Consider the following 24,112-nt stretch of genomic DNA (forward strand, 5'->3'; position numbering starts at 1 on the left):
GCCACGCCACCATCCGCCTGATCAGCCAACCCACCTACCAAGGGCGCTACAACCGGAAAGAAGATCCGCTCTGGACCTACAAACCCACAGCGCAACCCATTGACGTTCTCGCCTGGTACCAATGCGACCACCTCGGCACGCCACAGGAACTCACCGACCAGAACGGCAACACCGCGTGGAGCGCCCAGTACAAAGCGTGGGGCGAAGCTCACGAGCAGCGTTCCGATTTCGCCCAAAAGGTCGGCCTGAAAAACCCGATCCGCTTCCAGGGCCAGTACCACGACCCCGAAACCGGCCTGCACTACAACCGCCATCGGTACTATGATCCGAGAGTTGGGCGGTTCATCAGCAAGGATCCGATTGGTTATGAGGGTGGAATTAATGTTTATCAATACGCGCCGAATCCCTCAGGCTGGACAGATCCGTTGGGGTTGGCTGCCCATCGTGGCCGGATCCAAGCTCAAGGAGCGAAACTCGAGGAGTCGGTTGCTTGGAACCAGGATAAGCCCTTGACCGCGAGTGACGCCAAGCAAAAGCTGATTGCACTAAAGGCAAAGCTTGATAGAAAGGATCTCGCCATCCGTGAGGATGCTTTCAAAAAAGCGGAGAAATACATCGATAACGCGGCAAAGTGTGGAGGTGCAGATGCTTCCATTAGTCACACCTTTAAGGTGAAAGACACTAAGCATGAGCGTGTTGATATTGAAGTTATCACTGGCAAGGCGTTTACGGAGTAACTGATGTTTGAAGACTACTTGAATAATGAGCAGTGTTACATTGAGCTGGAGCGATACCTATATGACCGTTTCTTTCTTGAGTGTAGAACAAGCGAGCTAGAGTTAGCAAAGTTTAAAGCACCTTTTTATAATACGACGTTTTCGGATGGCACCCCGTTTAGGGAAGGCAATCCTATATTTTCCGTGCGAAATGAAGTTAGCGGTACCGTTCTCAGAATAGTACTCGATGAAGACACTGACTCTCCAGTTTCGTATCGAGACAAACACATGGGATGTGAACTCGTTATTATAGCGAAGGTAGCTTTGTTGGAGCACATCACCAAAGAAATGGCAGAATGGGTTAAATCTCAGTAACTTATGGAAAATGTTGACTTCAAGCCTTTAAAATGCAGGGGCAATAAATGATTGGTTCTGCTGAGAAATTCATCGCGCTCCGAACCAGCGAGTTAAAAAGCGAGTATGACAGAGCTGCCACGGAAGAGGCTCCGATAGCTGTTTGGCGCGAGATCATCATCAAGCACCCAAACTTTAGACGGTGGGTTTCGCACAACAAAACCGTGCCGCTGGAGATACTTGAAGAATTGTGCATTTATGACAGCACTATCAGGCAATCTGTCGCGAGAAAAAGGAAGTTATCGCCGCCGATGTTTGAAATGCTCTCTAGAGATGTTAGTGATGTTGTCAGGGTGGCGATAGCCGCAAATAGAAAAACACCAATCGCAATTTTAGAGAGGTCGCTAACCGATGCGGATAAAGATGTAGTGAGCGTGGCTAGACTGAATCTTGATGATAGAAAAATCAGCCACCGATGAAGATAATTACGTCTGCTGCGGAATTTTTCGAGCTAAAGGGGACGCAAGCAAAACGGAACGGACACCTTTATTCTTCAAAGGGGACTGTCCCATTTATTCTTCTTTATTCTTCTTTATTCTTGGTAAAATCGTGACCGACACACTGAACGTACCCCCGCTGATCGAACTTCCTGAGAGCCTGAGCCCACTGTTTCTTGCCGCAGGCTGGCCCAGGATTTCCACCGTACCGCTACCGCATTACGTTCCACCCGAGCATCCTGCCTCCGCTCTACTTGAACAGCTTGCCGGGGTGCAGGTGGGCATCTGTGGCGCAGGAGAGGAGTGTGCTACCAGTGATGTCGCCTTTGGCACATTTGAACACCTGCATGGAAGCGAAGCATTCCTTGAGTGGCAGCAACGCCTAAGCAGTACATTTGTGAGCATCGCCGAAATCCATCACGGCCACGGCGCGCTGTTGATGGACGAAATGGGTTGCTGCTACGTCTTGAGCCTCATCCACGACGGGCTTTGGATAGAGGGGCTGGATTTTGTTCAAGCCATGGAGAACTTGATGTTCGGGCGTAAGGCGGGTGAGCCGGCGCTACTGGCAACGCCAGGCGCGATACCAACCTTTTATAAAGGAACCTCTAAAGACGCGGACCCCTTATCTATTTAAGCATAAGCCCGATTATTCGAGGGTGTCGCTTATCAACGGGCAACTGATAAGGCGGTCAAAATCCGAGCGCCCACTGAGGGCCAAGTGGCGCTGGATAACTCATTCCAAGTCAAGGACACGATGAACAGCAGTCGGCGATTAAAAAAAGCTGGGATGATTCAGAGCAAAAGGAAGACTAAGAAATGAGCACTCACGCTATCTCGTACAGCAAGGAGGATCTAGATATCTTGCTTCAGTCGGACGACCCTACAGTAGCCATAAATGCGCTTCTATATCTTTGTTTTAATATCGACGATCCGGAATGGATTCAGGTCAAGTGTGTACAGGTGGTTCAAAACCATCAGAGTGACGATGTCAGAGGGCTGGCACTGACATGCATCGGACATGTTGCTCGGATGCATAAAATCATTAACAAAGTCTTGGTTATTCCCGTGCTGCTTAAGGGGCTTGAACACAAGACGTTAACGGGTAGAGCCCAAGATGCGCTTGACGATATCGACATCTATGTCCAAGGCTCAAATCTGAAAAACGGTGGGTAGTTTCCCTTATCCTTCAGCAACCGTATATAGGGCTTGTTAGATGACCAGGGACTACCTTCGATGTTAAGAATTTCTGCAAATTATAAAGACCTGGAGTCATACACCGTGCACGGCACGGCCATCGGCACTGATACAAGCTTTCAGCTCGATGAGATATCGATAGTCGCGGACCCAAAAACGTTGAAAGCCTTAGGTGCCTTTTTTATGAATGCGGCAGACGAAATGGAGCAACACGGTTTGGAGCATCTTCACTTTCAAGACATATTGGAAAACTTCTGCCACGACAACCACGTGGATGTGATTGTGCTGAATAGTGATGCTGTCATTCCAGAGCTGCCAAGCGGCGGCCCTCTCAAAGTCGACTGATCCGACCCACTTCACCACTCCAACGAACTCACGCCGTGGGCCCAGTGCTCGCCTGTACCAATGTGATCGCCTCAGCACGATACTAGAACCCCACGACTCAAACGATGAAACCGAGGCGGGACAAGTGAAAATCGATGATAACGGAGCCCCTAGAATGAGCAAGCATGGTCGCCCCCAGCCTCGAAAGGCAAAGATAAAGCGTTTTACAAGGGACACTGCCAGTGATTGATCAATCTTACAAGCGAGAGCTGCTCTATAGAAAAGCTCTCGGGAAAATCGTATTTCACTTGTACAAAGGAAAAATACAATTTCTGTTAGATAAGGAGGTTAATGACTCGCTCTTCTTAGATTTATTTCAGACAGATTGCCTCATTACCAAACTGACCGAGGGAATCAAAATCTCCACCGAGCACTTTGAGTTTGCAACTACGCGCAAATGCTTTGAATTCGTATCATCCACAATAATTGCCGGAAATTATTTCCTACTTATTGATGCGGACTGGAGGTATTGTGGAGCGTACACGCACGAAGTTCCTCCAATACTTAATCCGACTTTTGACTTTAATAAATTTCACAGCGACGAAATAAGATTGATCAGCGCCGACTTTTCTACTGAAATTACCATTGATTACAGTGACACTCACAATACGAAACTTTTCGAACTCCGCATCTGTAAATATCATCCTGCTTGACTATCAGAGATCATCTCGATGACAGCGCGACTGATTCCGCAAAAAACCACAATGCTGATGGACCTATTTTTCCAACTTAACAAAATCGATATTAAAAACTAGGGCGTTGGGTTATTACGCCATGTTGCGCTTTTGAATTCGCGAAACGCTGGTTTGATCTGGCGCGGTATTCCTCGAAGCAGCCTGCTGGCCTTTAAACTGGTTTAATAAATACGAAGCCAAGAAAAAGCCCCGAATCACCGGGGCTTCCTCAAAGCATCACTTACCAAAGCCCCCTCTCAAGGATCCACCTGCGCCATCAACTCCACCACCGGCTCTGTCCGCTTGGCGTACCGTTGTGCCAGCACCGCACACACCATCAACTGGATCTGGTGGAACAGCATCAACGGCAAGATCAGCAGCCCGATCGTGCTTCCGGCGAACAGCACCTGGGCCATGGGCACACCCGTAGCCAGGCTTTTCTTTGAGCCGCAGAAGAGAATCGTGATGCGGTCTTCCTGGTTGAAGCCGAACAATTTGGAGAGCAGGGTCGAGGCCACCAGCACCAGCGTCAGCAGCAGGCAACATACCAATACCAGCCCCGCCAGGTCCCAGACCGGCGTCTTCTGCCAGATGCCTTCGTTCACCGCTTCGCTGAACGCGCCGTAGACCACCAGCAAAATCGAGCCCTGATCGACAAATTTCAGCCAGTTCTTGTTGCGTCCAACCCAGGCGCCGATCCAGCGACGGGTGATCTGCCCGGCAATGAACGGGAGCAGCAGTTGCACGCTGATCTTCACGATAGCATCGAGGGTCGAGCCGCCTTCGCCATGCACATTCAGCAGCAACGTCACCAGCAACGGCGTCAGGAAGATCCCGAACAAGCTGGAGGCCGCTGCGCTGCAGATCGCCGCCGGAATATTGCCGCGTGCCAGGGAGGTGAAGGCAATGGCGGACTGTACTGTCGCCGGAAGCGCGCAGAGGTACAGGATGCCCATGTACAGGTCTTTGCCGATCAAAGGCGACAGCACCGGTTTAAGCGCCAGACCCAGCAGCGGGAACAGCACGAAGGTCAGCCCGAACACCAGCAGGTGCAAACGCCAGTGCCCTGCCCCGGCGATGATGGATTCCCGGGACAGCTTGGCGCCATGCAGGAAGAACAACAGCGCAATGGCGATGTTGGTCAGCCAGCCGAAACCGACCGCGACCTGACCGGTGGCGGGCAAGAAGCTGGCAATGATCACCACGGTGATCAGCATGAGGGTGAAATTGTCGGGAAGAAAACGGGGGCGGGTCATCTGCGTCATCCGTAGGTGCCAGGAACATGGCCCCTACTTTAACGCGCAACGCCGATGCCGACTAACGCCAATATGGCGATCAATAGCGCCTAACGGACACATCTGTCAGGCGCTTCGCGTCTTGACCTTCGCTGGTAAAGCGCGGCCCACGGCTCGGCAGGTCAATAAAGTCAGGCAATGCCGCCCTGAATGACGCGCATCACGGTGACTCGACGCTGGCCGGGGTTGTCCGCAATCAGCCGGGACAGTGCCGCTTGCCACTTCAATACATCTTTTTCCTGGGAGAGCATCATCAGCTGTTCCCACCCCATAGGGCCGCGCGGGCCAGCCTGGGCGACGGTGTCCTCAGGACTGTCTTCACGTTTCAAAAGGTTTGCTGCAATTTCCGAGAGAGTACTCATGGCTGGCTCCTGGGCATGCACGTCGTAAAGCATGCCGATTCAAAACTAAAGGTAATTTCAGGAGTGCCTTCGCGCCAATTTTCAGTGATCGAGGCCGCCTGTAATGGGGCTGTAGCAATGTTCAGACCAACAACCTGGCGCCCGCTCATTAATCATTATTCCTGGCTACTGATGCAGTTAGCTGCGCTGGTCGGCCCGATGTCCTCTCCCATTGACCGCCCACGACAGAGCCGCTTAACTGTATATACATACAGCTAACCAAAGGAGGGCCAATCATGAATGCCGTTTTCCCACGTTTTTCTTCACTTCCCCAGAGCCGGCCAGTTGCATCGGGCATTCCCGCTGCTCCTCGACAGACTACCCGCGGCCGTCAGCAGCCAGGTTCACTGACTGTCCGGTTCAGCGTGGCCGATCATGCTTACGAATGAGCGCACGTTCGCGTTGATCGACTGCAACAGTTTCTACGCCAGCTGCGAGCGGGTGTTCCGCCCCGATTTGGCAAGAACGCCCATCGTCGTGCTGTCCAACAACGATGGATGCGTCATCGCGCGCAGTTACGACGCCAAGCCGTTCGTCAAAATGGGCGCGCCGTATTATCAGATCAAGGACGACCTGCGCCGTGCCGGAGTGGTCGCGTTCAGCAGCAATTACGCGCTCTACGGCGACATCAGCGAACGGGTGATGACGATCATCGAGTCAATGGTGCCAGCGCTTGAGGTCTATAGCATCGACGAAGCGTTTGCCGACCTCACTGGCGTCCCCGGCGACCTGAATCAGTTTGGCCGCGACATTCGCGCGCGGCTGTTCAAATGCACCGGCATCCCGGTCGGAGTGGGCATCGCGCGGACCAAAACGCTGGCCAAGCTCGCCAACCACACCGCCAAACGGCTGTCGCACATCACCGGTGGCGTGGTCGACCTCAGCGACCCCTTCAAACGCGACTGGACCCTGCGCAACACCGACGTCGGCGAGGTCTGGGGAGTCGGCAAACGCATGCGGGCACATCTCGAAGGCATGGGCATCAAAACCGCCATGGACCTGGCCAGGGCCGACCCGTGGACGTTGCGCAAGAACTTCAGCGTCGTGATCGAAAAGACCGCCCGTGAGCTGGCAGGCACAGCGTGCCTGGAGCTGGAAGACATCACGCCGCCGAAACAGGAAATCTGCTGCAGCCGCATGTTTGGCGCGCGGGTCACCGACATCGAGCCGATCAAGGAAGCAGTGGCCACCTATACCCAGCGCGCCGCCGAAAAGCTGCGAGCGCAGAATTCGCTGTGCAAGAAGATCCGGGTGAGCATCCGCACCGGTATGTTCAACCCCGAGGAGGTCAAATACGCCAACGCTGCGTTGGTGGAGCTGCCCTACCCCACCAACGACGTGCGGCTGATGACCAAGGCTGCGACTGAAGCGGTCAATCGGCTGTTCCGGCCGGGCTTCAAATACAGCAAGGCCGAAGTGCTATTGATGGATTTGCGCCAGCCGGGGGAATTCACCGATGACCTGTTCGCCCATTCCCAGCCCTCCGACGCAGGGAAGGTGATGCAAGTGCTCGATGAGATCAATGGCCGCTGGGGCCGTGGCACCCTGCGCTCGGCCAGCGTCCCGTCGGCCCCTGAATGGGCCATGCGTCGAGACCTGATGAGCAGCAGCTACACGACGCGGCTTGATCAGCTGTGGACGGTCAAGGCGACATGAGGGGCTAGCAGCCTGCACAACTGAGCGGTGCGCAGGGCTCCGGCCCTGCGTGGCCAGTAGTTCAGTGGTTCAGTGGCTCAGTGGTAATGCCTGGGTGCTTCAGCGCTTCGGAACACGGTCTTCAAGCAACGCAACCCTCAAGAATGCATCACCTTGTCGTGATCGCGGACGCTGTACTTCACCACGCCCCAGATCACCAGCTCGTCACCCTCCATGACATAGCGCGGCGGGTACTTGCTGTTTTCCGACTTGAGAATCACCTCGTTCCCACGCATGTGCAGGCGTTTGCAGACCGGCTCTGTGTTGAGTGCAGCGATGACGATGTCACCGTGCTCGGCGTACAAACTGCGGTCGACAATCACCAGATCGCCGCAGTAGATACCCGCCCCCTGCATGCTGTCGCCTTCGATCTTGACCAGATAGACATGCGGCGCGCGGATGTCGAAAAGCTCGTCCAGCGAGATATGCCGCTCGATGTGGTCGGCGGCCGGCGACGGAAAGCCCGCCGGGATGCGGAATGCGTAAACGGGAAACCTGTCGCCCGCCGCCGAGAACGGTCCAAGGATGGTGACACTCATGATACTGGCCTTGTGATTGATAACTGTACGTATATACAGTTAACGTTTTCAGCCGCATGCGGTCAATCTTGAAAGCAGCAAAATTCGACGGGTGACACATGTGCGGACGCTATTCCATTTATGAGCCAATGGACCACTACCTCAAGACCCTTGCGCCAGAGCAGTTGGTGATCAACGGCTATGATCTCTGGCCCATCGAGCGCTACAACGTGGCGCCGACGACCCGCGTCGAGATCATCCGCCCGGTCGCTGACGGCTTGAGCGTCGACAAGGTGCGTTGGGGCTGGTCGCCTTTCTGGGCGAAGGGCAAACGACCCGACCCGATAAACGCGCGGGTCGAGACCGTGATGACGGGGAAATTCTTCAAGGACTTATGGCCGAACGGTCGCGCGCTGGCACCCGCCAACGGCTGGTTCGAATGGGTGAAAGACGCGAACGATCCCAAGCGCAAGCAGCCCTGGTTCATCCGCCTGAAGGATCAGGAACCGATGTATTTCGCCGCCCTGGGGCAAGTCACCTCGGGCCTGGAGCCGAACGAAAGCGACGGTTTTGTGATCATTACCGCAGCGAGCGATGAAGGCATGCTCGACATCCATGACCGCCGCCCGCTGGTGCTGACGCCGGAGCTCGCCCGGGAGTGGATCGATCCGCAAACGCCGACGTCACGCCTGCAACAGATCGCGCAAGACGGCTGCCGACCGGTCAGCGACTTTCGCTGGCACGCGGTGAGCAAGGACGTGGGTAATGTGCGCAACGACGGCGCGAGGCTGATCGAGCCCGTGGAGGGGCCCGATCTGGCAGAGCGTCAAACCACGCTAGACCTTTGACCGCTGCGCTGCGCGGTCAAACGTGACGCAACGCCGCTGTGATCAGAGCGACCACTTCACCGAGAACATGACATTGCGCGGATCGCCATAAACGCCTGTGCCCGAGGCATTCGGGATGCCCTGCCAGTAGCGTTTGTCGAACAGGTTGTTGACGTTGACGCGGCCATCCCAGTGCTCGTTCAGCTTGTAACCGGCCATCAGGCCAACCACGCCGTAAGCTTCCTGGTTGGCCTCGCCGTTGCCGACACGGTTGAAGGTCTTGCTCTGGGCAAGCACGTCCGCGCCCACGCGCCATTTGTGCAGCTCGCCGGGCAAGGTGTAGCTGGTCGCAGCCTTGAACAGGTGCTTGGGCTGCTCAGGTGCAAACAGTTTGCCCTCGTTGCTCTTGGTGCCGTCTTCGACGAACTGGCTGAGCACGTAGGTGTACGAAGCCGACAGCTGCCAGTTGGGTGTCAGCGCGCCAGTCAGCTCGGTGTCGATGCCGCGGCTGCGCACCTTGCCCGCTGCGCCGTAGCAACTGGTCGCCGGGAAGCCCGGGCAGTTATCGCCATTCTGGTTTTCCAGCTGATAGGCCCGGTTCTCCTGCTCCATTTCAAACAACGCGACCGAGGCGTTAAGGGCGCCGTCAAAATATTCGCCTTTCAGGCCGAGCTCGTAGTTCTTGCCGGTCATTGGCTGCAGCACGGAGCGTGAAGTGTCCGTCTCGCTCTGCGGCTTGAAGATCTCGGTGTAGCTGGCGTAGGCCGAGTACGTTTCGTTCAGGTCATAAATGATGCCTGCGTACGGGGTCACTTCGCGGACCACTTTGTAGTCGCCGTCGCCCACACGGTTGTCGTAGTCATACCAGCTGACCCGGCTGCCAAGGATGACGTGCAGCGGATCGATGGGATTCAGGCGCGCTGCGGCGTAAACGCCCTCCTCGGTCGCTGCATTGCGCGTCTCGTACAGGCTGGTGTCGACGTCAGGCTTGGCCACTGAATGGGTCGGTTTGTAGAGATCGATCGGCGTGCCGTCGGTCCAGCCGCCCCATTGATGAAACTTCTCTTGCCGATGACTCACGCCCACGACCAGTTCATGCTCACGCCCGAATAGCTGGAACGGCCCGGTGAGAGAGGCATCCAGGTTGGTCTGGTCGTCGTCGTCGCGGTACTTGCCCTGGTACTGCTGGAAGCCCAGACCGTCGTAGTTGCCGATATAGCTGGAGAACGTGTCCGCTTCCGCCCAGATCTTCTGCCCTGCCAGTTTGGCCGACCAGCCGTTATCGAAGCGGTGGGTGACGTCGGTGAAGAACATAATGTTGTCTTTGTTCCAGTACGACCAGTCATTGCTGAGGAACGTCGAGCGCTTGAGGTGCAGGTCCTCGCCATTCGGACCGCTCGGCAGGCCGCCCCAGTCGGAGGTGTTGTCGTCACGCTGCTTGGAGGCGCCGACTGTCCACGTGGTTGAGTCATTCAGATCGGCTTCGAGGATGCCGTAAAAGGTCTGGCGCTGGTTCTCGCGGATATCGGAAAAGCTTTTGTCGTCTTCGTAAGCTGCAACCACACGGCCACGGACAGTGCCGGAATCGTTGAGCTTGTTCGACGCGTCCACCTCGGTGCGGTAACGGTCCCAACTGCCGGCGCTGGTCGTCACGCTCACCTGCGGCACGGCGGTCGGGCGCTTGCGCACCAGGTTCAACGTCGCCGCCGGGCTGCCCGCCCCGGTCATCAGGCCCGTCGCACCACGCACCACTTCGACACGGTCGTACATGGCCAGATCTGCGCCTGAAATCACGTCCTGCGTGTACGTACTAATGCTGCTGGGCAGCCCGTCGTACATGATGTTGTCGATCTTGAAGCCACGCGCCAGAAACTCCTGACGATCGGATGCGGTCCGGTGCAGGGTCACGCCGGGCGCGTACTTGACCACGTCGTTCAGGTCATTCATGCCCTGATCGTCCATGCGCTGGCGGGTGATCACACTGACCGACTGCGGCGTCTCGCGAATGGACAGCGGCAGCTTGGTCGCCGTGTTCATGGAGCCCGTAGTGTACGAACCGGTACTTTCAGTGGTGGCCAGGCCGGCAATGCCGTAATCAGCATTGATGCTCAGCCCTTCCAGCGCCACCGCACCCTGGGTTGCCGTTGCTGTTGCCTGAGCCGGGGCTTGCACCTGTGCTGTCTGGGCCGCAACGACCTGCGCCGAGTTGCCGTTGACGCTGCCTGTCAGGCCGCTGCCCGCCAGCAGCTGGCGCAAGGCTTGCGCCGGTTCCAGTTCACCGCGCACGGTCGGCGCCTGTTTGCCGGCGACGGTCTGAGGATCAAACACCACCCGAATTCCGCTGGCACTGCCCAACTGAGCGAGTGAAGTCGCCAACGGCTGGGCAGGCAGATCAAGGCGCACCGGCGTGGCGAAAGCATGGCTGGAAAAAGCAAGCGAAACGAGCGCAGTCAAGGCTGGCAAAGCGGGACGTAACATCGGGTGCTTCCTGGAAGGACGAAGACGTGCTGATCTGCGGCACGGCACCCTGAGGAGCGACGAACCGCATGGCGAAGAGCTATGAGGGCGCCGATCCTAACAACTTTTTCATGGAATGTTAATGCAAAGCGTTATCACCTGATAAGACTTCTGATTCATGTTGTCATTTGGGTGATGCGCTAAGTCCGAAACTGGCCATAAGGCGGTATCACGCGGCTGCGCGCTTCGCGCTTCCGAACAATTTGGGCCCGAGCAGATTGACCGTCAGCCCCAACATCACCAGCACGCCGCCTGCGCATTGCAGCAGACTCAGGCGCTCGCCTAGAACCAGCGCTGAAGAACTCAGGCCGACCACCGGCACCAGCAGTGAAAACGGCGCGACCTTGCCCGCCGGGTAGCGAGACAACAGTTTGCTCCAGCTGATATAGCCAAAGAGGGTGGCCACGAAGGCCAGATACGCCAGCGACAGCACCGAACTCCAGCTCAGGTTCAGCAACGAGTGCTCAATGAGCGCCGGGCCTTCCAGCCACCACGACATCGCCAGAAACGGCAGCGGCGGAACGATCGCACCCCAGACCACCAACGCGACGAGATCGACGTTTCCAAACCGGCGCGTAATGATGTTGCCCAATGCCCACATCGACGCGGCGCACAACACCAGCAACACGGCCAGCAACGGAGTCGCAGCCCCTGTCCCCATGCCGATAAGCGTCAGCCCGCCAGCGGCGATGAGCAAGCCAGCGACGCTGTAGACGCGTAATTTCTCACCGAGGAACATCGCCGCGAACAGCAGCGTGAAGAATGCCTGCGCTTGCAGCAGCAACGAGGCCAGTCCTGGCGGCATGCCGTGCGCCATGCTCTCGAACAGAAAGGCGAACTGCCCGAAGGAGATGGTCGCCCCATAGGCAAGCAGCCAAAGCCAGGGCAGCTTCGGACGGCGGATGAAAAACACCGCCGGAATCGCAACCAGCGTGAATCGCAGCGCGCCCAGCAGCATCGGCGGCAGGCCATCCAGGCCGTATTTGATCACGATGAAATTCAGCCCCCATGCAACGATGACAAGCAAAGCCAGGCACAGATCTTTAAACGGCATGGAGTTCCTTAAAAGGCGATAGCAGCGCGCTGCTGGGTGAAATGGGGCGCGGCAAATTGTGCAGGAGCTCACGGATGCGTTCAACCGGGCGGGTCTCGCATCAGAGCGAGAAGTCGCCGGTCGAGGGCTACCCCCTCCAAAAGCCGGGAACTAACAGCTCGAGCCATTCTCGGAATAACGAGAACTGAACCCTCCGGGAACGATACCAGAGCAAACAAACCCTGGTGATCGCTGCGGCGGGGTTCGGCAGATGGCAGACAGCCCACCCTAGGCCGCACCATGCTGGAACGGCCATCCATGCAGCAAAGGAGCAGGACCGATGGACTATAACGATGTCGCCGAAGTCATCACCACCAGTAGCACGTCGGGTGCCAACGATCTACTGGGCAAGGGCTGGACGCTGCTGGCGGTTGTGTCGGGCAACAGCGGTCCGGATTTCGTGTTGGGTCGACACAAGGATCAACCAAAGCTGGCGGGCAAGAGAAACTCCGGCGAGCTACTGGGCGACGCCGACCTTTAAGCGCAGGCGCCGTGGGACCGGCCACCTCAGGCGAGATGAACGACGAGCTTAATGTCCAGCCGGGAGACGCCGGCCTCCCTAGACCTTGAATTGCCCCATCAGTGCTTGCTGATGGTTGGCCAGTTTATTGAGCTGTTGGCTGACTTGCGCCGACTCGCCTGCCTGGCGGGAAATGCTTTCAGTCACGTCGCGAATGGCAGCCACGTTACTGTTGATCTCTTCCGCCACCAGACTCTGTTCTTCGGCGGCGCTGGCAATTTGCAGGTTCATGTCGGTAATCATCCCGACGGCTGCACTGATGCGCCTGAGAGCATTCACCGCGAGCTCCACCTGACGGACGCTGTTCTGCGCCTGTTCATGGCTTGCACCCATGGTGCCGACAACTTCGCGCGTGCCACTTTGAAGGCCTTCGATCACCTGGCGTATTTCTTCAACCGAGTCCTGTGTGCGTTTGGCAAGGCTGCGCACTTCGTCAGCCACTACAGCGAAACCTCGTCCGGCATCACCGGCCCGGGCAGCTTCGATGGCCGCGTTGAGTGCCAGAAGATTGGTCTGGTCGGCAATCGAGCGAATCACTTCCAGTACAGAGCCAATCTGCTGGCTGCTGTGGGAAAGACCTTCGACCTCCCCCATGGCCATTGTCACTTTGCCGGCCAGCAGCTCAATGGCCGTGGTGGTGGTGTCGATGACGGCGAGCCCTTCATGGGTCGCTTCGTCAGCACTGCGGGCGGCTTCGGCGGCTTGCGCTGCATTGTGGGCCACGTCATGGGCAGTGGCGCTCATTTCCTGAAAGGCGGTAGCCACCTGGTCCACTTCCCGGAACTGCTGCTGCATTCCATCGCTGGTTTGTCTGGCGATAGCCGCAGACTGGTCAGCGGTGGAACGTGCGTCCAGAACCGATAGCTTCACATCGGCGATAATTGGCTGCAGCTTGTCGAGGAAGCGGTTGAACCAACTCACCAACTCACCCAGCTCATCGTCCTTTTTATACTCCAGGCGCCGGGTAAGGTCCCCTTCGCCGGTGGCAATGTTTTTGAGCATGTCCGCCACCTTCAGAATCGGGCGAGTGACGCCACGGGCGGTCAGCCACATCAGCACCAGGCCGGCGATAACGGCCAGCAAGCCAATGCCCAGCGCCATACGGCTGTCGCTGGCGCGGCGGATGTCGAGTTCCGCCTCAAGCTTTCTCGCCGGTGCAGTCAGTATTTCTTCCGGCACTTCGAGTAGAACACTCCAGGGCTTGGCGCCTGGAATGGGGATCAACGGCTCCAGCACCTGCAGCATCGGCCCCTGATGCAGCATTTGCGACTGGCCGCTGGCCGTCAGGCGAATGAGTTCGTCACTCTGGGCACCAAAACCCGTGCTCAAGGGTTTGCCCAGTACGGAGGCGTCTCCGCTATGGCCAGCAAAGAAGCCCAGCGGGCTGACGATACTGATACGACCCTGGCCGTCGTACAGCTCGGCGCTTGCCTTGTCGCTGATCCCTTGAAGGCTGGCCAGGCTGATGTCAGCGCCGACGACACCCACGACCTTGCCATCCACGACAAGGGGAACAGCGATGCTGGTCATCAAGGTTTTAACGTCGTCCACGTCGTCCACATAGGGATCGAGTACGCAGGTTTTTCCGCTGGTGACGGCGCAGGTGTACCAGAAATTATAGGGGGCGCCGTTGCTCATCACGGTGGTGTCGGTGAGCACTTTCTCCTTCATGGCCTCAGCTTCGAGTGTCCCGTCGCTGGACTGTGACCAGTACAAGGCGAAGCGGCCCTTTTCGTTACTGCCCAATGCCGGCTGGTCCAAAAACTGCTCGTCCTTGCCATCAAGACCGTTGGCCTCGAACACCACATACAGTCCCAGCAGATTGGGCTTGCCCTGGAGGGCGTCGTGTATTTGCGAGGACAGATCGGCACGTACGGATTTTGAATCAATGTCGTGCTGCCGGGCCTGGGCAATCAGCATCTTTATTTGCCGGGTGAAGCCGTCGCTGTATTGGTAAACATCCATGAAATAGCGCTGGATGCTCAGGGCCTGGGTCTCGCCGCGAGCAGCCATGCGCTTCTGCGCCGACTCTTGCAGCATGGCGGTGCTGGAAGCCTGAACAATCCGGGCACTGCTGTGCGACTGATACAACGAAGCAGCGACCAGCAGCGTAACGATGAACAACAGACAAAGGGCTGCGAGCAGCGTGATTTTCCACTGAATAGAGAAGCGATTGAACATGGGTGTGCCTTGGATACGTCGGGTATGCAACGTATATCGGCGCAGCTGCTCATTACTGAATCGAAGGCATTCGGGTATCAGGATCCGAACGGCGAAAGGAATCGTCGCCCACCAAACCCCGAAAACGAAAAAGCCCCGCATTCGCGGGGCTCTTTTTACTGCGTTTGGCGGGGAACTAGGGATTCGAACCCTAGAAACGCTATTAACGTTCGCCGGTTTTCAAGACCGGTGCATTCAACCACTCTGCCAATTCCCCGAAGCTTCTGACGTAGGGTTCCGAGCACCCTGCGTCGCATTGCGGGCGCCATAATACCGTAATGAAACAAGCTGTCAAACTCTCCGGCTAGCGTGCTGCGTCGCCTCTGTTATGATCTTTGCAACTTGAGGTTTCAAACCCTTCATTTTCACCATCAGGAGTAGCGCCATGCGCGAACAGGATTACGCAGTCAACAACCGCGTGCAGGTCGAGCAGCTAGAGGTTAGCCGCGTCCTGCGCAACACTTACGGCCTTCTGGCCCTCACCCTTGCCTTCAGTGGCGTCATGGCGTTCGTCTCGCAGCAGATGAACTTCCGTTACCCGAACGTCTTCGTCGTACTGATCGGCTTCTATGGTCTGTTCTTCCTCACCAACAAACTGCGCGATTCGGCGTGGGGTCTGGTTTCTGCTTTCGCATTGACTGGCTTCATGGGGTTCATCCTCGGCCCGATTCTCAACCGTTACATCGGTATGCAGGGCGGCGCTGAAATCGTCGGTTCGGCGTTCGCAATGACGGCGCTAGTGTTCGGCGGCCTGTCGGCCTACGTGCTGATCACCCGCAAGGACATGAGCTTCCTCGGCGGCTTCATCACCGCAGGTTTCTTCGTGCTGCTCGCGGCAGTGCTGGCCAGCATGTTCTTCCAGATCAGCGGCCTGCAACTGGCGATCAGCGCCGGCTTCGTGCTGTTCTCGTCGGTCTGCATTCTGTTCCAGACCAGCGCGATCATTCACGGCGGCGAGCGCAACTACATCATGGCGACCATCAGCCTGTACGTGTCGATCTACAACCTGTTCATCAGCCTGTTGCAGATCTTCGGCATCATGGGCAGCAAAGACTGATCGCTGCCTCATTAACAAAAAGCCCGCTTCGGCGGGCTTTTTGCTGTCCGGCGGTCGTGAATTCTTTATCATTGCGCTCATATGCCTTGTCAGCGACCCACTGAGCCGACCATGAAATTCGCCATCGCCCTTCACTCACCCGCACACGCGCCCTCCTCCCGACGCGCGCTGCTGTTTGCCAAGGCCGCGCTGGCTGAAGGTCATGAAATCGTGCGGCTGTTTTTCTACCAGGACGGCGTCCACAGCGCGTCCGGCAACGTGGTTTCACCTCAAGACGAGTCGGACACCGTTTCGCAATGGCGCGAATTCGTCAGTACGCACCAACTCGATGGCGTGGTGTGCATCGCCGCCGCCCTGCGTCGAGGGGTCCTGAATGTGGAAGAAGCGGAGCGTTATTCACGCCCTGCGGCGAATCTTCCAGCGCCCTGGGAACTGTCGGGTCTTGGCCAGTTGCATGATGCGGTGCAAGCGGCGGATCGCTTGATCTGCTTTGGAGGGCCGTAAAATGGCGAAGTCGTTATTGATTATCAGCCGGCAGGCACCGTGGGCCGGCCCCGACGCCAGAGAGGCGCTGGACATCGCGCTGGCGGGCGGCGCGTTTGATCTGCCCGTTGCCATGTTGTTTATGGACGATGGCGTACTGCAACTGGCACCGGTGCAAAATGCCACCCTGTTGCAGCAGAAGGACCTCACGGCCAATCTTCAGGCCTTGTCGATGTTTGGCGTGGAAGATTTGTTCGCCTGCCGCTTCAGTCTCAACGAACGTGGCATGCAGGCGACCGGCTTCAGCGTAGACCCGCTTGAGGTATTGGATGACGCGCAAATCGCTGCGCTCATCGACCGTTACGACCAAGTGATCACAATCTGATGGCGACTTTGCACGTACTTTCTCATTCCCCCTTCACCGACTCGCGTCTGAGCAGTTGCCTGCGCGTGCTCGGCCCCGACGACGGGGTCCTGCTGTGCGGTGACGCCGCTTATGCGCTGGGCACAGGAGCCGTCGCTCAAGCGTTACGTACCAAAAGCACTGGCCTGAGCGTGTATGTGCTCGATGAAGACGCCAAGGCCAGAGGCATCGCGCTGCCAGAGTGGGCGCAGAGCGTCGACTACGCAGGATTTGTCGCGCTGTCGGTGCATTACGACAAGGTCAACACGTGGCTATGAAGGCGCTTACCGTTGACGGGCGCGATATTGCCCTGGACAAGGACGGCTACCTTGCAGACCTGCATGACTGGTCCAAAGAGGTAGCCGAAGCGCTGGCCCGAGAGGAAGCGATAAGCCTGACTCCCGAGCATTGGGAAATCCTCGAACTGCTGCGTTCGTTCTACTCAGAATTCCAGCTGTCCCCGGCCACTCGCCCTCTGGTCAAGTACACTGCGCTGAAACTGGGCGCTGACAAAGGCAACAGCCTGCACCTGAATCGTCTGTTCAACGGCACTCCCGCCAAACTTGCCGCCAAGCTGGCGGGCCTGCCAAAGCCGACCAATTGCCTATGACCGACCACCCCCCCCTCGTCACCCAAACCCCTGACGAACACCCGTTCGCACCCTTCGTACGTATTCTGGGCAAAGGTAAACGCGGCGCTCGCAACATGACCCGCGCCGAAGCCAGGGAAGCAATGGGCATGGTGCTCGATGAAAAAGTCGAGGACACCCAGCTCGGCGCGTTTCTCATGCTGCTGCGGCACAAGGAAGAGAGCCCGGATGAACTGGCGGGCTTTACCGAAGCCGTGCGCGAACGCCTGAACGCACCCCAACTCAGCGTAGACATCGACTGGCCGACCTACGCCGGCAAGAAGCGTCATCTGCCATGGTACCTGCTCGCGGCCAAATGCCTGGCGCAGAATGGGGTGCGAGTGCTGATGCATGGCGGCGGTGCGCATACCGCCGGCCGCCTTTACAGTGAGCAGTTGCTGGAGCTGTTGGGCATCCCGTTGTGCCGCAACTGGCAGGCAGTGGGTGAGGCGCTGGAGCAGCACAACATCGCATTCATCCCTCTGGGAGACTGGGCGCCGCAGCTGCAGCGCATGATCGACTTGCGCAACACCCTCGGCCTGCGCTCGCCAATTCACTCGTTGGCGCGCATTCTCAATCCGCTGGGCGCACGCTGCGGTCTGCAGAGTATTTTTCACCCGGGCTATCAAGCCGTGCATCGCGACGCCAGCGGTTTGCTGGGCGACCACGCGATTGTGGTCAAAGGCGACGGCGGCGAAGTTGAAATCAACCCGGACACGATCAGCCATCTGTATGGCACCACCCACGGCCAGCCATGGGATGAGGAATGGCCTGCTTTGTCGGACCGCCGCCACGTCAAACCCGCCACGCTCGATCCCGATCACCTGGTCGCCATATGGCGCGGTGATATTGAGGACAGCTATCCGCAATTGGCGCTGATTTCGACGATGGCCCTGGCGCTGCGTGGCCTCGGCATGCCGCGGGCTGAAGCCTTTGAACGTGCGGAACTCTACTGGGCCAGCCGCGATAAATCGATTTAACCGATAGGAACCGCCCAGTCTTTGCGCCATTTGTTCGAACGATTGTCTTTAGACTGACCTCCAACGTACATCAGTACACATTAATTGGAGTCAGACATGGGCCTCCTCGTCGAAGGCCGCTGGCAAGACCAGTGGTACGAGAGCAGCAAAGACGGCGCGTTCCAGCGTGAACAAGCCAAGCGCCGTCACTGGGTCACCGCCGACGGACGCCCCGGCCCGTCGGGCGAAGGCGGCTTCAAGGCCGAAGCCGGCCGCTACCATCTGTATGTGTCGCTGGCCTGTCCGTGGGCGCATCGCACGTTGATCGTGCGCAAACTCAAGGGCCTGGAGAGCCTGATCGACGTCTCGGTCGTCAGTTGGCTGATGCGCGAAAACGGCTGGACCTTCGACCCACAGACCGGCTCAACCGGGGATGCGCTCGACGGCCACACGTTCATGTACCAGCGTTATCTGGCCGACACCGCGGACTACACAGGCCGGGTCACCGTGCCAGTGCTGTGGGACAAGCAGCTGAACCGCATCGTCAGCAACGAGTCGTCTGAAATCATCCGCATGTTCAACTCGGCGTTCGATGACCTGACCGGCAATCATCTGGATCTGTATCCGGAAGCGCTTCGTGAAGAGATCAACCGTCTCAACGACCGTATTTATCCGGCCGTGAATAACGGCGTGTACCGCGCGGGTTTCGCCACTTCTCAAGGGGCGTATGAAGAAGCGTTCGATGAAGTCTTCGCCGAACTGGACGCGCTGGAGCAACTACTTGGCGAGAAGCGCTATCTGGCGGGTGAATACCTGACCGAAGCGGACGTTCGCCTGTTCACCACGCTGATCCGGTTTGATGCGGTGTACCACGGGCACTTCAAGTGCAATCTGCGGCGCATTGCCGACTACACAAACCTGAGCAACTGGGTACGTGAGATGTATCAGCTGCCAGGGGTGGCCGACACTGTGGACTTCCAGCACATCAAGCATCATTACTACGGCAGCCACGCTACCATCAACCCGACCGGCATTGTGCCGAAGGGACCGCAGCAGGATTTCAGCGGCGAGCACGATCGCGGTCGATTGAGCGGGAAAGGGATTTTGCAGCAACACTGATGGGCGTCGCTTAATGCGCTGAAACCCGCCTCACCCTCCAGCGCAAAACCTGTGGGAGTGCCACCCCGGTCACTCCCACAGCGGGTGGTGTTGCTGGCCGTTTTAAACGCCAGCCACAAATGAGGTGAGCGCAATCAGACGCTCGCCTGCGCCCCTTCGAACCACGCGAGCTTGTCCCGCAGCGTGACGACTTCTCCCACGATCACCAGAGTCGGCGCATGGACCTCATGCTCCGCGACCAACTGTGGCAAGTTGGCCAGCGTACCGGTGAACACGCGTTGATGAACCGTGGTGCCTTGCTGGATCAGCGCAGCGGGCGTGTCCGCGGAGCGCCCGTGCTTGATCAATTCGTCGCAAATGATCGGCAGCCCGATCAGGCCCATATAGAACACCAGGGTCTGCGAAGGCGAGACTAGGTCTTTCCATGGCAGATCGGTGGTGCCGTTTTTCAAGTGACCGGTCACGAAGCGTACGGACTGGGCATGATCGCGGTGGGTCAGAGGAATGCCGGCGTACGCGGCGCAACCGCTGGCAGCGGTGATCCCGGGCACCACCTGAAATGGGATGCCGTGGGCAGCCAGTTCTTCAATTTCTTCGCCGCCACGGCCGAAAATGAACGGGTCGCCGCCTTTCAGGCGCACGACGCGCTTGCCTTGTTTGGCCAAATCAACCAACTGCTGATTGATTTGATCCTGGGGCAAAGCGTGATCGGCGCGCTGCTTGCCGACATAGACCCGGTCAGCGTCACGACGGCACAACTCCAGAATCGCCGGGGCTACCAGACGGTCGTAGAGCACCACGTCCGCCTGCTGCATCAAGCGCAGCGCACGAAAGGTCAACAGGTCGGGATCCCCCGGACCTGCGCCGACGAGATACACCTCACCGGTCGCGGCCGGCGCGTCTCCGTCGATCTTTGCCTGCAGCAAGCGTTCGGCTTCAGCGCCCTGCCCGGCCAGTTGCCGGTCGGCGATGGGCCCCTGGAAAACCTCTTCCCAGAATGCTCGACGCTGCTGGACGTTGGGAAACAGGCCTTTCACCTGATGGCGAAAGCGCGCCGCCAGCCCCGCCAGATGCCCATAGGTCGGCGGAATCCAGGTCTCGATTTTGGCGCGGATCAGTCGCGCGAGCACGGGTGCGTCGCCACCACTGGACACGGCAATGACCAGCGGCGAGCGGTCGACGATCGCCGGGAAGATCACGCTGCAGAGTGAGGGAGCATCCACCACATTGACCGGCACCCCGCGTTGACGAGCGTCAGCTGACACCTGCGCATTGAGAGGCTCGTCGTCGGTGGCGGCGATGATCAGCACGCAGCCGTTGAGGTCCGATTCGGTGTAGCCACGCAGAATCTGCTCGCCACCGCTGCTGTCGATCAGCTCGCGCAGTTCTGTGCCGATGTCAGGGGCGACAACGCGCAGCACCGCGCCCGCATCGGCGATGAGGCGGGATTTGCGCAGGGCAATCTCGCCGCCGCCCACGACCAGCACGCGCGCGCCACGAAGGTTATGGAACAGCGGCAGAAATTCCATTTAGCCGATGACCTCGATGCCGCCCATCCAGGGCTTGAGAACCTCTGGCACGCGGATCGAACCGTCGGCCTGCTGGTAGTTTTCGAGCACCGCCACCAACGTGCGGCCGACTGCCAAACCGGAGCCGTTGAGCGTATGCACCAGCTCTGGCTTGCCGGTTTCAGGGTTGCGCCAGCGAGCCTGCATGCGTCGCGCCTGGAAGTCGCCGCAATTGGAGCACGACGAAATCTCGCGGTATTTGTCCTGGCTCGGAATCCACACTTCCAGGTCATAAGTCTTGACTGCACTGAAGCCCATGTCGCCGGTGCACAGGGCCAGCACGCGATAAGGGAGCTCAAGCAACTGCAGGACGCGCTCGGCGTTGCCGGTCAGGCTTTCCAGCGCTTCCATGGATTTGGTCGGCTCGACGATCTGCACCATCTCGACTTTGTCGAACTGGTGCTGGCGGATCATGCCGCGCGTGTCGCGTCCCGACGCACCCGCTTCGCTGCGGAAGCACGGCGTATGGGCAACGAATTTGAGGGGCAACTGCTTCGGATCGAGGATTTCACCCGAAACAATGTTGGTCAGTGACACCTCAGCGGTCGGGATCAGGTAGAGATCGGCTTCGCCTTCGCGGGAGATTTTGAACAGGTCTTCCTCGAACTTCGGCAACTGGCCGGTGCCCTGCAACGCCGGGGCCTGAACCAGGTACGGCGTATAGGCCTCTTCGTAACCGTGTTCATTGATATGCAGTGTGATCATGAACTGCGCCAGCGCACGGTGCAGGCGCGCAATCGGTCCGCGTAACAACGCAAAGCGCGCGCCGGAAAGCTTGGCAGCGGTTTCGAAATCGAGCCAGCCAAACTTCTCGCCCAGCGCGACGTGGTCCTGCACGGCGAAATCGAACGACGCTGGCGTGCCCCATTTGCGTACTTCGACGTTTTCTTCTTCATCAGCCCCGACCGGCACCGACTCATGGGGCAGGTTCGGCATGCTGAAAGCCATGGCGTCCAGCTCGGACTGAATACCGTCGAGCTCTTTTTTGCCGGCGTTCAGCTCTTCGGCCATGCGGTCGATGTCAGCCATCAGCGGTGCGATGTCTTCACCGCGCTGCTTGGCCTGGCCGATGGATTTGGATCGGGCGTTACGCTCGGCCTGAAGCTGTTCAGTGCGGGTCTGCACCGTCTTGCGCTGGGCTTCCAGCGCTTCGATGCGAGCCACGTCCAGTGTGAAGCCACGGGAAGCCAGGCGATCCGCTACGTCCTGAAGGTGGGTACGCAGCAGTTTGGAGTCGAGCATATCGTTGCCTCGTTATTGAATCAGGGTTATTAAATGTGAAGCGATTATATTCGGGTCAACGAAAGGCCGGCCCAGGTGGCGAGCAGTCCGCCCAGCACGCTGATCAGGGCGTAGCCAATGGCCAAAGGCGCCTGGCCGCTTTCAAGCAGACGAATCGTGTCCAGCGAGAATGACGAAAACGTCGTCAGCCCACCCAGAAACCCGACCATCAACCCGGCGCGCACTTCGATCGGGACCTCCGGGCGGATCATGAACAGCCCGTACAGCATCCCAATCAGCAGACAGCCCACCAGATTCACCGCCAGCGTCGCCGTATAGAAATAGCGCGGCCAGTTCGCGGCCACCACATTACCGGCCGCGAAGCGCAGTAATGTACCAGCCACGCCACCGGCGGACACAGCAAGAATCAACTGAATCACGGTTTTCTCCGCTGACGGGGGCTGGCGCGGTCGAGCGCCGAAAGGTGTTTGAGTTTTTCGCCGATCTTCAGCTCAAGGCCCCGCGGGACCGGCTGATAGTATTGGCGAGGCTCGAGCTCGTCGGGGAAATAATCCTCACCCGCCGCGTACGCGTCCGGCTCATCGTGGGCGTAGCGGTATTCTTCGCCGTAACCGAGTTGCTTCATCAGCTTGGTGGGCGCGTTGCGCAGGTGCAGCGGAACCTCCAGCGAGCCGTGCTCGGTGGCTTCCCTCATGGCCATCTTGAAACCCATGTAGACGGCGTTGCTCTTCGGCGCACAGGCCAGATAAACGATGGCCTGGGCAACGGCCAGCTCGCCTTCCGGGCTGCCGAGGCGTTCCTGCACGTCCCAGGCGGACATGCACAGCGGCAAGGCGCGCGGGTCTGCGTTGCCAATGTCTTCACTGGCCATGCGCACCACGCGCCGCGCCAGATACAGCGGATCGCAACCGCCGTCGATCATCCGCGCAAACCAATACAGCGCAGCGTCCGGGTTGGAACCGCGAATGGATTTGTGCAGCGCGGAAATCTGGTCGTAGAACGCTTCGCCGCCCTTGTCGAAACGACGGCGGCTGTCACCCAGCAGGCTTTGCAGCAATTCGGGATCGATCTCGCTGCCGTCTTCGGCAAGGTCCGAGGCGTTCTCCAGCAGATTGAGCATGCGCCGACCGTCGCCGTCCGCTGCGGCCAGGAGCGTCTTGAATGCTTCATCACCGAGCGTCAGATGCCGATTGCCCAGCCCGCGCTCTTCGGTCAGCGCACGGTTGACCAGTTGGCGCAGCGCAGCTTCATCCAGGCTTTTGAGCACATAGACGCGGGCGCGGGACAGCAAGGCGTTGTTCAGTTCGAAAGAAGGGTTTTCGGTGGTGGCGCCGATGAAAATCAGCGTGCCATCCTCAACATAAGGCAGGAACGCATCCTGCTGCGATTTGTTGAAGCGATGAACTTCATCGACGAACAGAATCGTCCGGCGGCCGTACTGACCGGCTTGCTGCTTGGCGATTTCCACCGCCTGACGGATCTCCTTGACCCCCGCCAGCACCGCCGACACTGTTTCAAAATGCGCGTCCGAGACTTTGGCCAGCAATCGCGCCAGCGTGGTCTTGCCAACGCCGGGCGGCCCCCAGAAGATCATCGAATGCAGCGCGCCCTGCTCCAGCGCCTCGCGCAGCGGTTTGCCGTGGGCGAGCAAATGCTGCTGGCCAACGTACTCGTCCAGATTGGTCGCTCGCAGGCGGGCGGCCAACGGCTGTGCGATCGGTTCACTGCTGAACAGGTCCATGAAA

The 24,112-nt window shown here is 58.4% G+C and carries 26 protein-coding genes, 1 tRNA gene and 1 pseudogene; 16 read left to right on the plus strand and 12 right to left on the minus strand.

Annotated features, from left to right (window positions below):
• The 6 genes from QRN48_RS08840 to QRN48_RS08865 form a co-directional block, all read left to right on the plus strand.
• Window positions 1-737, plus strand: a 737-nt coding sequence (locus QRN48_RS08840; RefSeq protein ID WP_285350112.1) for an RHS repeat domain-containing protein, incomplete at its 5' end; no start/stop codon positions are given.
• A 3-nt stretch (window positions 738-740) separates the two neighbouring features.
• Window positions 741-1,091 (plus strand): hypothetical protein, encoded by a 351-nt coding sequence (locus tag QRN48_RS08845; protein ID WP_285350114.1) that lies wholly within the window; start codon window positions 741-743, stop codon window positions 1,089-1,091.
• 47 nt (window positions 1,092-1,138) lie between these two features.
• On the plus strand, window positions 1,139-1,549 hold the full coding sequence (locus QRN48_RS08850) for a hypothetical protein (protein ID WP_285350115.1): 411 nt from the start codon (window positions 1,139-1,141) through the stop codon (window positions 1,547-1,549).
• Window positions 1,524-2,204 carry an SUKH-3 domain-containing protein gene (locus QRN48_RS08855; protein ID WP_285350175.1) on the plus strand — a complete coding sequence of 227 codons (681 nt, stop codon included), beginning with the start codon at window positions 1,524-1,526 and terminating at the stop codon, window positions 2,202-2,204. The genes QRN48_RS08850 and QRN48_RS08855 overlap by 26 nt, the downstream gene beginning before the upstream one ends.
• A 182-nt stretch (window positions 2,205-2,386) precedes the next feature.
• Entirely contained in the window at window positions 2,387-2,743 is a 357-nt protein-coding gene (locus QRN48_RS08860) for a hypothetical protein (RefSeq protein WP_285350117.1), read from the plus strand.
• Window positions 2,744-2,803: 60 nt separating this feature from the next.
• Window positions 2,804-3,109, plus strand: a complete 306-nt coding sequence (locus QRN48_RS08865) for an Imm32 family immunity protein (RefSeq protein WP_285350118.1) — start codon at window positions 2,804-2,806, stop codon at window positions 3,107-3,109.
• A 970-nt stretch (window positions 3,110-4,079) separates the two neighbouring features.
• Here QRN48_RS08865 and QRN48_RS08870 read toward each other — a convergent pair.
• A complete protein-coding gene (locus QRN48_RS08870; protein ID WP_285350119.1) occupies window positions 4,080-5,078 on the minus strand; it encodes a bile acid:sodium symporter family protein in 999 nt (332 codons plus the stop codon).
• A gap of 170 nt (window positions 5,079-5,248) precedes the next feature.
• Window positions 5,249-5,479 (minus strand): hypothetical protein, encoded by a 231-nt coding sequence (locus tag QRN48_RS08875; RefSeq protein ID WP_037008892.1) that lies wholly within the window; start codon window positions 5,477-5,479, stop codon window positions 5,249-5,251.
• Between the two features lie 414 nt (window positions 5,480-5,893).
• On the opposite strand from QRN48_RS08875, the gene umuC reads away from it, so the two are divergent.
• Window positions 5,894-7,174: a translesion error-prone DNA polymerase V subunit UmuC gene (gene umuC / locus QRN48_RS08880; RefSeq protein WP_285350121.1), complete on the plus strand. Its 1,281-nt coding sequence runs from the start codon at window positions 5,894-5,896 to the stop codon at window positions 7,172-7,174.
• Window positions 7,175-7,311: 137 nt separating this feature from the next.
• Here the strand turns inward: umuC and QRN48_RS08885 are convergent, their stop codons facing one another.
• Complete coding sequence (locus tag QRN48_RS08885) at window positions 7,312-7,752, minus strand: LexA family protein (RefSeq protein ID WP_037008891.1); 441 nt, start codon at window positions 7,750-7,752, stop codon at window positions 7,312-7,314.
• A gap of 98 nt (window positions 7,753-7,850) precedes the next feature.
• Between QRN48_RS08885 and QRN48_RS08890 the strand changes: the two genes are divergently transcribed.
• Entirely contained in the window at window positions 7,851-8,579 is a 729-nt protein-coding gene (locus QRN48_RS08890) for an SOS response-associated peptidase family protein (protein ID WP_285350124.1), read from the plus strand.
• A 42-nt stretch (window positions 8,580-8,621) separates the two neighbouring features.
• On the opposite strand, the gene QRN48_RS08895 is transcribed toward QRN48_RS08890, so the two are convergent.
• Window positions 8,622-11,036: a TonB-dependent siderophore receptor gene (locus QRN48_RS08895; protein ID WP_285350126.1), complete on the minus strand. Its 2,415-nt coding sequence runs from the start codon at window positions 11,034-11,036 to the stop codon at window positions 8,622-8,624.
• A gap of 208 nt (window positions 11,037-11,244) precedes the next feature.
• A complete protein-coding gene (locus QRN48_RS08900; protein ID WP_285350128.1) occupies window positions 11,245-12,129 on the minus strand; it encodes an EamA family transporter in 885 nt (294 codons plus the stop codon).
• Between the two features lie 319 nt (window positions 12,130-12,448).
• Here QRN48_RS08900 and QRN48_RS08905 point away from each other — a divergent pair, with 319 nt between their 5' ends.
• A complete protein-coding gene (locus tag QRN48_RS08905) occupies window positions 12,449-12,649 on the plus strand; it encodes a hypothetical protein (protein WP_037008881.1) in 201 nt (66 codons plus the stop codon).
• A gap of 78 nt (window positions 12,650-12,727) precedes the next feature.
• Here the strand turns inward: QRN48_RS08905 and QRN48_RS25350 are convergent, their stop codons facing one another.
• The 3 genes and pseudogenes from QRN48_RS25350 to QRN48_RS08915 all read right to left on the minus strand — a co-directional run bounded on the left by QRN48_RS25350 (window position 12,728) and on the right by QRN48_RS08915 (window position 15,125).
• The gene (locus QRN48_RS25350) at window positions 12,728-13,483 is read right to left on the minus strand and encodes a methyl-accepting chemotaxis protein (protein ID WP_502944588.1); all 756 of its coding nucleotides are present in this window, start codon (window positions 13,481-13,483) and stop codon (window positions 12,728-12,730) included.
• Between the two features lie 102 nt (window positions 13,484-13,585).
• Window positions 13,586-15,010: pseudogene (locus tag QRN48_RS25355) on the minus strand (cache domain-containing protein); the annotation flags it as partial.
• Between the two features lie 24 nt (window positions 15,011-15,034).
• Window positions 15,035-15,125, minus strand: a tRNA-Ser gene (locus QRN48_RS08915).
• A gap of 168 nt (window positions 15,126-15,293) precedes the next feature.
• Here QRN48_RS08915 and QRN48_RS08920 point away from each other — a divergent pair.
• The 7 genes from QRN48_RS08920 to QRN48_RS08950 all read left to right on the plus strand — a co-directional run bounded on the left by QRN48_RS08920 (window position 15,294) and on the right by QRN48_RS08950 (window position 19,557).
• Window positions 15,294-15,965, plus strand: coding sequence for a Bax inhibitor-1/YccA family protein (locus tag QRN48_RS08920; RefSeq protein ID WP_191945017.1), 672 nt, complete (start codon window positions 15,294-15,296; stop codon window positions 15,963-15,965).
• Between the two features lie 111 nt (window positions 15,966-16,076).
• Window positions 16,077-16,469, plus strand: coding sequence for a sulfurtransferase complex subunit TusD (gene tusD / locus QRN48_RS08925; RefSeq protein ID WP_191945016.1), 393 nt, complete (start codon window positions 16,077-16,079; stop codon window positions 16,467-16,469).
• A 1-nt stretch (window position 16,470) separates the two neighbouring features.
• Window positions 16,471-16,833, plus strand: coding sequence for a sulfurtransferase complex subunit TusC (gene tusC / locus QRN48_RS08930; protein WP_037008869.1), 363 nt, complete (start codon window positions 16,471-16,473; stop codon window positions 16,831-16,833).
• Window positions 16,833-17,129: a sulfurtransferase complex subunit TusB gene (tusB, locus tag QRN48_RS08935; RefSeq protein WP_285350131.1), complete on the plus strand. Its 297-nt coding sequence runs from the start codon at window positions 16,833-16,835 to the stop codon at window positions 17,127-17,129. The genes tusC and tusB overlap by 1 nt, the downstream gene beginning before the upstream one ends.
• On the plus strand, window positions 17,126-17,461 hold the full coding sequence (locus tag QRN48_RS08940) for a TusE/DsrC/DsvC family sulfur relay protein (protein ID WP_285350133.1): 336 nt from the start codon (window positions 17,126-17,128) through the stop codon (window positions 17,459-17,461). Before tusB ends, QRN48_RS08940 begins: the two co-directional genes overlap by 4 nt.
• Window positions 17,458-18,459, plus strand: a complete 1,002-nt coding sequence (locus QRN48_RS08945; RefSeq protein WP_285350135.1) for a glycosyl transferase family protein — start codon at window positions 17,458-17,460, stop codon at window positions 18,457-18,459. The genes QRN48_RS08940 and QRN48_RS08945 overlap by 4 nt, the downstream gene beginning before the upstream one ends.
• A gap of 96 nt (window positions 18,460-18,555) precedes the next feature.
• The gene (locus tag QRN48_RS08950) at window positions 18,556-19,557 is read left to right on the plus strand and encodes a glutathione S-transferase family protein (protein ID WP_285350137.1); all 1,002 of its coding nucleotides are present in this window, start codon (window positions 18,556-18,558) and stop codon (window positions 19,555-19,557) included.
• 134 nt (window positions 19,558-19,691) lie between these two features.
• Here QRN48_RS08950 and cysG read toward each other — a convergent pair whose 3' ends face one another.
• The 4 genes from cysG to QRN48_RS08970 are packed head-to-tail and all read right to left on the minus strand — an operon-like array spanning window position 19,692 to window position 24,108.
• Window positions 19,692-21,086, minus strand: coding sequence for a siroheme synthase CysG (gene cysG / locus QRN48_RS08955; RefSeq protein WP_037008856.1), 1,395 nt, complete (start codon window positions 21,084-21,086; stop codon window positions 19,692-19,694).
• Window positions 21,087-22,367 (minus strand): serine--tRNA ligase, encoded by a 1,281-nt coding sequence (serS, locus tag QRN48_RS08960; protein ID WP_285350138.1) that lies wholly within the window; start codon window positions 22,365-22,367, stop codon window positions 21,087-21,089.
• Between the two features lie 44 nt (window positions 22,368-22,411).
• A complete protein-coding gene (crcB, locus tag QRN48_RS08965; protein ID WP_037008854.1) occupies window positions 22,412-22,786 on the minus strand; it encodes a fluoride efflux transporter CrcB in 375 nt (124 codons plus the stop codon).
• The gene (locus QRN48_RS08970; protein WP_037008852.1) at window positions 22,783-24,108 is read right to left on the minus strand and encodes a replication-associated recombination protein A; all 1,326 of its coding nucleotides are present in this window, start codon (window positions 24,106-24,108) and stop codon (window positions 22,783-22,785) included. The genes crcB and QRN48_RS08970 overlap by 4 nt, the downstream gene beginning before the upstream one ends.
• Window positions 24,109-24,112: the final 4 nt, after the last annotated feature.

The organism is Pseudomonas sp. ME-P-057 (assembly GCF_030208975.1).
GTDB classification, from domain to species: Bacteria; Pseudomonadota; Gammaproteobacteria; order Pseudomonadales; family Pseudomonadaceae; genus Aquipseudomonas; species Aquipseudomonas lutea.